Raw genomic sequence first — 7,518 nt, 5'->3', positions numbered from 1 at the left:
ATTCAGGAACGTGAGTCACGCCAGTCGTAATTCACGAAAATCTGCGTTCGCCCTGGATGCTGCACCGGAGAAACGGAAAACAAGTCGTCAGAAAGGAAGCCAGAACAAAAAGATCCTCCTTTCGAAAGATGGCATGGCACCGAAGAAGCCGAACTGTGTATAGTTCAGCAAATAACCGAAGTCTTATTGCATTTCGAAGGATAGAGGCGCAAATGTCTGGCGGCTACAAGGAGCTCATCAAGGGCAACCCCGACGAGACCGAGATCAGGAGCTTCCTGGTGGACGGAGATCAAGTCTCCGTGACCCTGCGCATCCCCGACACCTTACGCGACGCGGCGAAGAAGGAGGTTGCCCTGCGGGGCATGAGCTTCTCCGCCTTCGTGCGCACCCGCATGATCGAAGAGCTCGCGAAGAAGGGACAATAGCCTGTGACCGAGCCAATTCAAGATACGTCGCCCGAAGGTTTTATCGAGTCCTTCGACCGACGATACCCGCCTTTCATTCTTAAGACGTTGCTGTGCGACCGCACTACGGGGCGCAACATCATATGGGCCGACAACGAATACGAGGCTCTGGGCGACGGCTACATGGGCGACGACGAGATAACCGTCGAGAAGATCACGGGCATAAACTCCGACATCATCAAGCCGCGCATCGCCAAGGAGCAAGAGAAGCAATCCCAACGCACCAAAAGCCGCGCCGAGGTCTTCACCCCGTCTTGGCTATGTAACCAGATGAACAACGACTTGGACGAGGCGTGGTTCGGCAGGCGCGACGTCTTTAACACCGAGGTCGTTGCGGATGATGGCACCAAGGCCTGGGCGTCCACCAATGAGCCGATTGCTTTTCCCAAGTCGAAGGGGCACGGATGGCAGGCCTACGTGGAGTCGCCGCGGCTCGAGATCACGTGCGGCGAGGCGCCGTTCGTGTGCTCGCGCTACGACACCGTGACGGGTGACGAGCTGCCCGTAAGCGAGCGCGTGGGCTTCCTTGACCGCAAGCTTCGCGTCGTGAGCGGGAAGACCAAGACTCGCAAGGAATGGGTGCGCCGTGCCCTCGACGCACTGCGCGCGACGTACGGCTTCGAGTACCAGGGCGACAACCTGCTCATCGCCCGCATCAACGTGCTCGAGACGTTCGCCGAGCATTTCCGCGAACGCTGGGGGTCGGACCCCGAGCAGAGCGAGCTCGAGCAGTCGGCGTGGATCGTTTCCTGGAACTTCTGGCAGATGAACGGCTTCACCGACGCGGTGCCCACCAACAAGATGGGCGCTGAAGTGGAGTCGACACTAGGGGCGTTCGATGAACCCGAGCCGGAGCCGATACAACCTTCGCTATTCGACTTGTTTGATAACGTTTTCCCCGATGAGACAACTGGAAAAACCAAGGAAGAGGCACTGAAAGAAACGGTGCCCCTTTGCGTGATATACGACTGGCAGAACGGCGGACCCTTCGAGTTCGCCTCGTTGAAAGGCAAGGCAACAGCCATGGGAAAGAAGTTCTATGCGGTGATTGGAAACCCGCCCTACCAGGAAACGATTGAAGGCACGAGTGATAAGCCGATATACAACTTTTTTATGGACGAGGCTTACAAAGTTTCCGAGCGGACAGAGCTTATTACACCGGCACGTTTCCTCTTTAATGCAGGAAAAACTCCAAAGGATTGGAATCGTAAAATGCTTGACGATTCACATCTGAAGGTTGTCGACTATCAGCAAAGGAGCGGCTCGGTATTTCCAAATACCGACATTAAAGGCGGAGTTGCAGTTACCTATCGAGACCATTCGGCGGAATTTGGTCCAATTGGCGTCTTCTCAGCTTTTTCTGAATTGCGCGGTTTGCAAAAGAAAATAAACCCACATTTGTTAGACGGGTGCCTAACGGACATTATCTATTTGCAGAATCGGTTTGACCTTCAAGCTTTGTATACGGATTTCCCTGAGGCGCGTGAGCAAATTAGCAGCGACGGGCGTGAACGAAGGATTGTGACGAGCTCGTTTAACAAACTTCCGGTATTTACAGAATGTCAGGTAGGCAACGATTCAATTGGGATTCTCGGCTTAACAGGAACGAATCAGAGGGTCTACAAGTGGATCAAGGCATCCTATGTTGAAGATAATGGAAATTTAAAGGCTTGGAAAGTTATCTTACCAAAGGCAAATGGCTCTGGAGCGATAGGTGAAGTACTGTCGACACCCCTAATCGGGGAACCCCTAATCGGGTATACACAATCATTCCTCGGTGTAGGAAGCTTTAGTACCGAGGCCGAGGCGCTTAGTTGCATGAAATACGTCAAGTCGAAATTTGTTCGAGCTCTTCTTGGTATTTTGAAGATTACTCAAGACAATCCTCCTGAGAAATGGAAATTTGTTCCCCTTCAGGACTTCACATCCAACTCCGACATTGACTGGTCACAGTCCATCGCAGACATCGACAAGCAGCTCTATGCCAAGTACGGCCTCGATGACAAGGAAATTGAGTTCGTCGAATCCCACGTGAAGGAGATGGACTAGCCATGGCGAGCATCGACATCTCTCAGATCGTCGAGACCACCGCTCCCGTGGTTCCGCAAATCTATGCCTACACCACGCCCGAGATCGCCCGTCATAACGGCTGGACCAAAATCGGCTACACCGAGCAGGACGTGCGCGAGCGCATCAAGCAGCAGACGCACACCGCCGACGTTCAGTGGCATCTGGAGTGGAGCGGCAACGCCACGTGGGAGCACCGCGCGGGCACGTTCCGCGACACCGACTTCCATGCTTATCTTGAGAAGCAGGGCGTCGAGCGCGAACCCAAGAAGGAATGGTTCAAGATCAGCGGCGAGGAATCGCATCAGCAGTTCTACCGGTTCCGCGACACCGACGGCGTGCTGGACGCACCCGGTGCCGCCTCTTACACCCTGCGCGCCGAGCAGCAGCGCGCTGTGGAGCAAACGAGCGCCTTTGCCCGCGCCCATTGGGACGAGGGCGGTGCACACGGCGGCGAGTTCCTGTGGAACGCTAAACCGCGCTTCGGCAAGACGCTCACCGCATACGACCTGTGCCGCAGCATCGGCGCGCAGAAGGTGCTCATCCTCACCAACCGCCCCGCCATCGCCAACTCCTGGTACGACGACTACGTGAAGTTCGTTGGGGTAGAGGGCGGCTACCGCTTCATCAGCGGTGTGGACGCCCTGGCTGACAAGCCCTACTGCCTCAGCCGCGAGGAGTACCTGCGCGCCATCCGCAACGACCCGGAAGGCCCCAAGGGGTTCATCGAGTTCGTGAGCCTTCAGGACCTCAAGGGCTCCATCCGCTTTGGCGGCGTGTACCAGAAGCTCGACGAGGTGGCCGAACTCACCTGGGACGTGCTCATCATCGACGAGGCGCACGAGGGCGTGGACACCTTCAAGACCGACGTGGCGTTCGACCACATCAAGCGCCGCTTCACGTTGCACCTCTCCGGCACGCCCTTCAAGGCTATCGCCAACGAGAAGTTCGCCGACGACGCCATCTACAACTGGACCTACGCCGATGAGCAGCAGGCCAAGCGCGACTGGCCGGCCGACTCCGAACAGCCGAACCCCTACGCCAACCTCCCCAAGCTCAACCTGCTCACCTACCAGATGAGCGACATCGTCGAGCAGAAGGCCCGCGGCGGCATGGTCATCGACGGCGAGCAGACCGAGTTCGCCTTCGACCTCAACGAGTTCTTCTCGACCAAGCAGAACGGCGGCTTCGTGCATGACGCCGACGTGGACAAGTTCCTCGACGCGCTCACCACGCAGGAGAAGTTCCCGTTCTCGACGCCCGAGCTGCGCGACGAGCTGCGCCACACGTTCTGGATGCTCAACCGCGTGGACTCCGCCCGTGCCCTCGCTAAGAAGCTGCAGGCTCATCCCATCTTCGGGGACTACGAGGTTGTTCTCGCCGCCGGCGACGGCAAGATCGACGCCGACGACGAGAACGATAAGTCTCTCGACAAGGTGCGCCGCGCGATCAAGGACCACGACAGAACCATAACCCTTTCGGTCGGCCAGCTCACCACGGGCGTGACCGTGCCGGAGTGGACTGCCGTGCTCATGCTCTCGAACATGGCGAGCCCCGCGCTGTACATGCAGGCGGCCTTCCGCAGCCAGAACCCGTGCCTTTTCGACCTGGGCGGCGGCAACTACGCGCGCAAGGAAAACGCCTATGTCTTCGACTTCGACCCCGCCCGAACGCTCACCATCTTCGAGCAGTTCGCCAACGACTTGTACGGAGAGACCGCGCGCGGTGGCGGCGACGTGGAGACGCGCGAGCGCCATATCCGACAGCTACTGAACTTCTTCCCCGTCTACGGCGAGGACGACGAGGGGCAGATGGTCGAGCTCGACGCCGAGCAGGTGCTCAGCGTGCCGAGGCGCATCCATGCCCGTGAAGTGGTCAAGCGCGGCTTCATGAGCAACTTCCTGTTCCAGAACATCGCGAGCGTCTTCCGCGCGCCGGCAGAGGTCGTGGAGATCATCCAGCGCTTCGACCCCTACGAGCAGGGCAAGGCGCAGACCGCCGAAAAGAATAAGGTCAAGATCGACAGGGACACGACCGACGAGCTCTCCATCAACGATGAGGGCGAGGTGGAGATCCCATACGAGCAGGTCGTCGGCAAGGCTGCAGACATATTCGGGCCGAAGGTCTACGGCGACATCGTCGTCGAATTCTCAGGCCACGTGGACGACATCGCGAAGGCGCACGCAGCCGAATATGACGACAGGGCAATGCTCGACAGTCTCAAGGAGGCCTTCAAGCAGAGCGTGACCGCACCTTTGGTTCAGGCTGCCAAGGAGAGCTACGGTAGCGAGCTCAAGCCGCGCCAACAGCAGCAGATCGAGCGCAAGGTCCAGGCGGACGCCGACATCCAGCTCAACCGCCAGGTCGGTGACTATCAGATCCAGGCACGCCGTATTGAGCAGTCGCGTAAGGACGAGCTCAAGGTGGCAACCAGCGAGGCCGAGCGCGCCGAGGTGAACCAGCGGCATGACGAGCAGAAGGCCGAGGCGTTCCAGGCGCTCGCCCAGAAGCTCGAGGACTCCCGCGAGGAGCTCGTGCAGAGTGCCGGCGAGACCGTGGTGCGCGAGGTGGAGACGGCCAAGAACGAGGACGAGAAGCAGGGCATCGAGGACAAGGTGCGTGCCCACCTGCGCGGCTTCTCGCGCACCATCCCGTCGTTTCTCATGGCATACGGCGAGGAGGGCACGACGCTCGCGAACTTCGATACGGCGATCCCCGCCGACGTCTTCTTGGACGTCACGAGCATCACCGTAGACGAGTTCCGCTTCCTGCGCGACGGCGGCGACTACACCGACACCGAGACCGGCGAGGTAAAGCATTTCGTCGGACACCTCTTTGACGAGGTGGTGTTTAACGACTCCGTAAGCGAGTTCATCAAGCTGCGCGAGCGCCTGGCCAACTACTTCGATGAGTCCCAGACGGAGGACATCTTCGACTACGTGCCGCCCCAGAAGACCAATCAGATCTTCACGCCGCGCAAGGTCGTGGTTGAGATGGTTGACCTCTTCGAGAAGGAGAACCCGGGCTGCTTCGACGACCCGAGCCACACCTTTGCCGACCTGTACATGAAGTCGGGCCTCTACATCACCGAAATCATCAAGCGCCTGTATCGAAGCGATGGCATGAAGGCCGCCTTCCCGGACGACCGAGAGCGACTGGATCACATCCTGGAGCACCAGGTGTTCGGCATAGCGCCCACCAAGATCATCTACGAGATCGCCACTCACTTCATCCTAGGCTTCCACGACGAGGTCGGTCAGGGATGCGACTCGAACTTTGAGCTCGCTGATTCCGCGGAGCTTGCCAAGGAGGGCACACTGGACGCCTACGTTGAGCGCGTCTTTGGGCCCAAGTTAAGTGAGGCATAGGCGCGTGGCAGACGTAATCGACAGCCAGCAGGACGAGCGTGCGCAGGCAGCCCGCGCGGCGGCGGATGCCGTGCGGCGCGACGGCGCCGAGCTGTGCGCTCGCCTGGTCTTCCGCACCTCGCGCAACGAGCTGAGGCGCGCGGGGATCCCCACGCCCGCCGCGCTCTATGCCGAGCTGAAGCAGGTCTTTGGCTCTTCAGGCATAGTTGTGGGTAGCCCTGAGGAAATACCGTTTCAAATGTCCTGAGCGCTTCTTGCCATCACTGCCCTCACGATGCCCAAGAGGAATCCTCAGGTTCGAGCAGGCGAGCATCACCATGTCGATGAGGTTCTTCACCTTACGGAAGCCGTAGGCCTTCCGAATGATGAGCTTGATCTTGTTGTTGGTCGCTTCGATCCGGGCGTTGTTGAGCTTGAGAGTGAGGGCCTGCCGGATGCCGGCCTCATGACGCCGGACCTTGTGGGCAAGCTCGACGAGCTCAGGGATCCGGCTGTGCGTGGCCTTGAAGTACCAGCGCTTGAGTTCGGTCGCGGCTTCGTCGGCGGGAAGCTTGATGATGGCACGCAGCCATTCCTTGGACAGGTAGGCCCGATAAAGTCGAGGATCCGTGTCGGCGATGAACTGCAGCGTTGCGGCCTGCCGCCCGGTGAGGTTGTCTGGATCCTTGCCCAGGGGGTACAGCGCCCCTTTGACGGCCTTGGCGAGCGCTGCGTTGGTCTTGATGCTCGTCTGCTGCTTCTCAATCTCGCCGGCAGACGACGCCGCATCGTCGCCACGGGTCAAGTCATCGAGCTGCCTCTTCAGATCGCGGGCGATGCTCCGGAGTTCCTGCCAGGTCTTGCGGCGGATGTCGTTGAGGGCGTCCCCCGCCCATTGGATGACGTGGAACGGGTCCACGCATCGCTCGGGCGTTGGGAAGGTACTCCGCCATGCACTGATCGATCCACTTGGCGCCGTCTCCGGAAACGGCCTTGATGGAGTTGCGCTGCTCGGGCGTTAGCATCTTCAAGAACTTCTCGAACACGTTCCTGCCGTACCCTTCGTGCGCCCAGACGACGGTGTTGGTGTCATGGTTGACGACGACGGTGATGTACTTGTAGCCCTTGCGGTAGCAGGTTTCATCGACGCCGATACGGACGAGCCCGTCGAGGCGCTGAGAAGGATCCGGCTCCAGATGCTCACGGGTTCGAGAGATGCAGCGGCCCACGGTCTTCCAGTCGATCTGGAGGAGATCGGAGACGGTGGAGCGCGGAAGATGCGTGGCGAGCCAAGTCGCGGCGCGGTCGAAGGCGGCGGTGAAGCTGGAACCGTGATAGGTCCAGGGAACCGCGGCGACGACTACGCCGTGCTCCGGGCATGAGACGCGGGGGGCCGAAGCACGGAGGAAGACCTTCATGCCGTTGAAGTCCGGGGCGCGCCAGGACCGTAGGTCCCGGTTCTCCTCATAGCAGGGGCAGGACCGGCCGCAATGCGGGCAGAGGCAGCGGTAGCGCTTGTGAACGGTGGCGTGCAGACAGAGGAACGACTCGCCGTCCTCCGTTTCGAGGATATCGGGCTCGCTGAAGGACGCCTGTTTGACATTAAAGAGCATCCCCCATAAAGTACTCGCTCGGGCCAT

The 7,518-nt window shown here is 59.6% G+C and carries 5 protein-coding genes; 3 read left to right on the top strand and 2 right to left on the bottom strand.

What is annotated here, in order from left to right; translation table 11 throughout:
* Positions 1-212 precede the first annotated feature (212 nt).
* From ACT6Y9_RS07120 to ACT6Y9_RS07110, 3 genes are read left to right on the top strand one after another with little or no spacing between them, the layout of a single operon-like run.
* The gene (locus ACT6Y9_RS07120) at positions 213-425 is read left to right on the top strand and encodes a hypothetical protein (RefSeq protein ID WP_443744021.1); all 213 of its coding nucleotides are present in this window, start codon (positions 213-215) and stop codon (positions 423-425) included.
* Between the two features lie 3 nt (positions 426-428).
* Positions 429-2,513, top strand: coding sequence for an Eco57I restriction-modification methylase domain-containing protein (locus ACT6Y9_RS07115; RefSeq protein ID WP_443744020.1), 2,085 nt, complete (start codon positions 429-431; stop codon positions 2,511-2,513).
* A gap of 47 nt (positions 2,514-2,560) precedes the next feature.
* Positions 2,561-5,899, top strand: coding sequence for a DEAD/DEAH box helicase family protein (locus ACT6Y9_RS07110; RefSeq protein ID WP_443744019.1), 3,339 nt, complete (start codon positions 2,561-2,563; stop codon positions 5,897-5,899).
* A gap of 196 nt (positions 5,900-6,095) precedes the next feature.
* On the opposite strand, the gene ACT6Y9_RS07105 is transcribed toward ACT6Y9_RS07110, so the two are convergent.
* Together ACT6Y9_RS07105 and ACT6Y9_RS07100 are read right to left on the bottom strand one after the other, a co-directional pair.
* Complete coding sequence (locus ACT6Y9_RS07105; protein WP_443744018.1) at positions 6,096-6,797, bottom strand: ISL3 family transposase; 702 nt, start codon at positions 6,795-6,797, stop codon at positions 6,096-6,098.
* A partial coding sequence (locus ACT6Y9_RS07100) for a transposase (protein ID WP_443744017.1) occupies positions 6,685-7,518 on the bottom strand: 834 nt, incomplete at its 5' end. The genes ACT6Y9_RS07105 and ACT6Y9_RS07100, both read right to left, overlap by 113 nt.

The organism is Sutterella sp. (genome assembly GCF_052272535.1).
Classification (GTDB): domain Bacteria; phylum Pseudomonadota; class Gammaproteobacteria; order Burkholderiales; family Burkholderiaceae_F; genus Sutterella.
The sequence above is the reverse complement of the archived record's forward strand: the minus strand, read 5'-3'. Positions and strand labels throughout refer to the sequence as shown.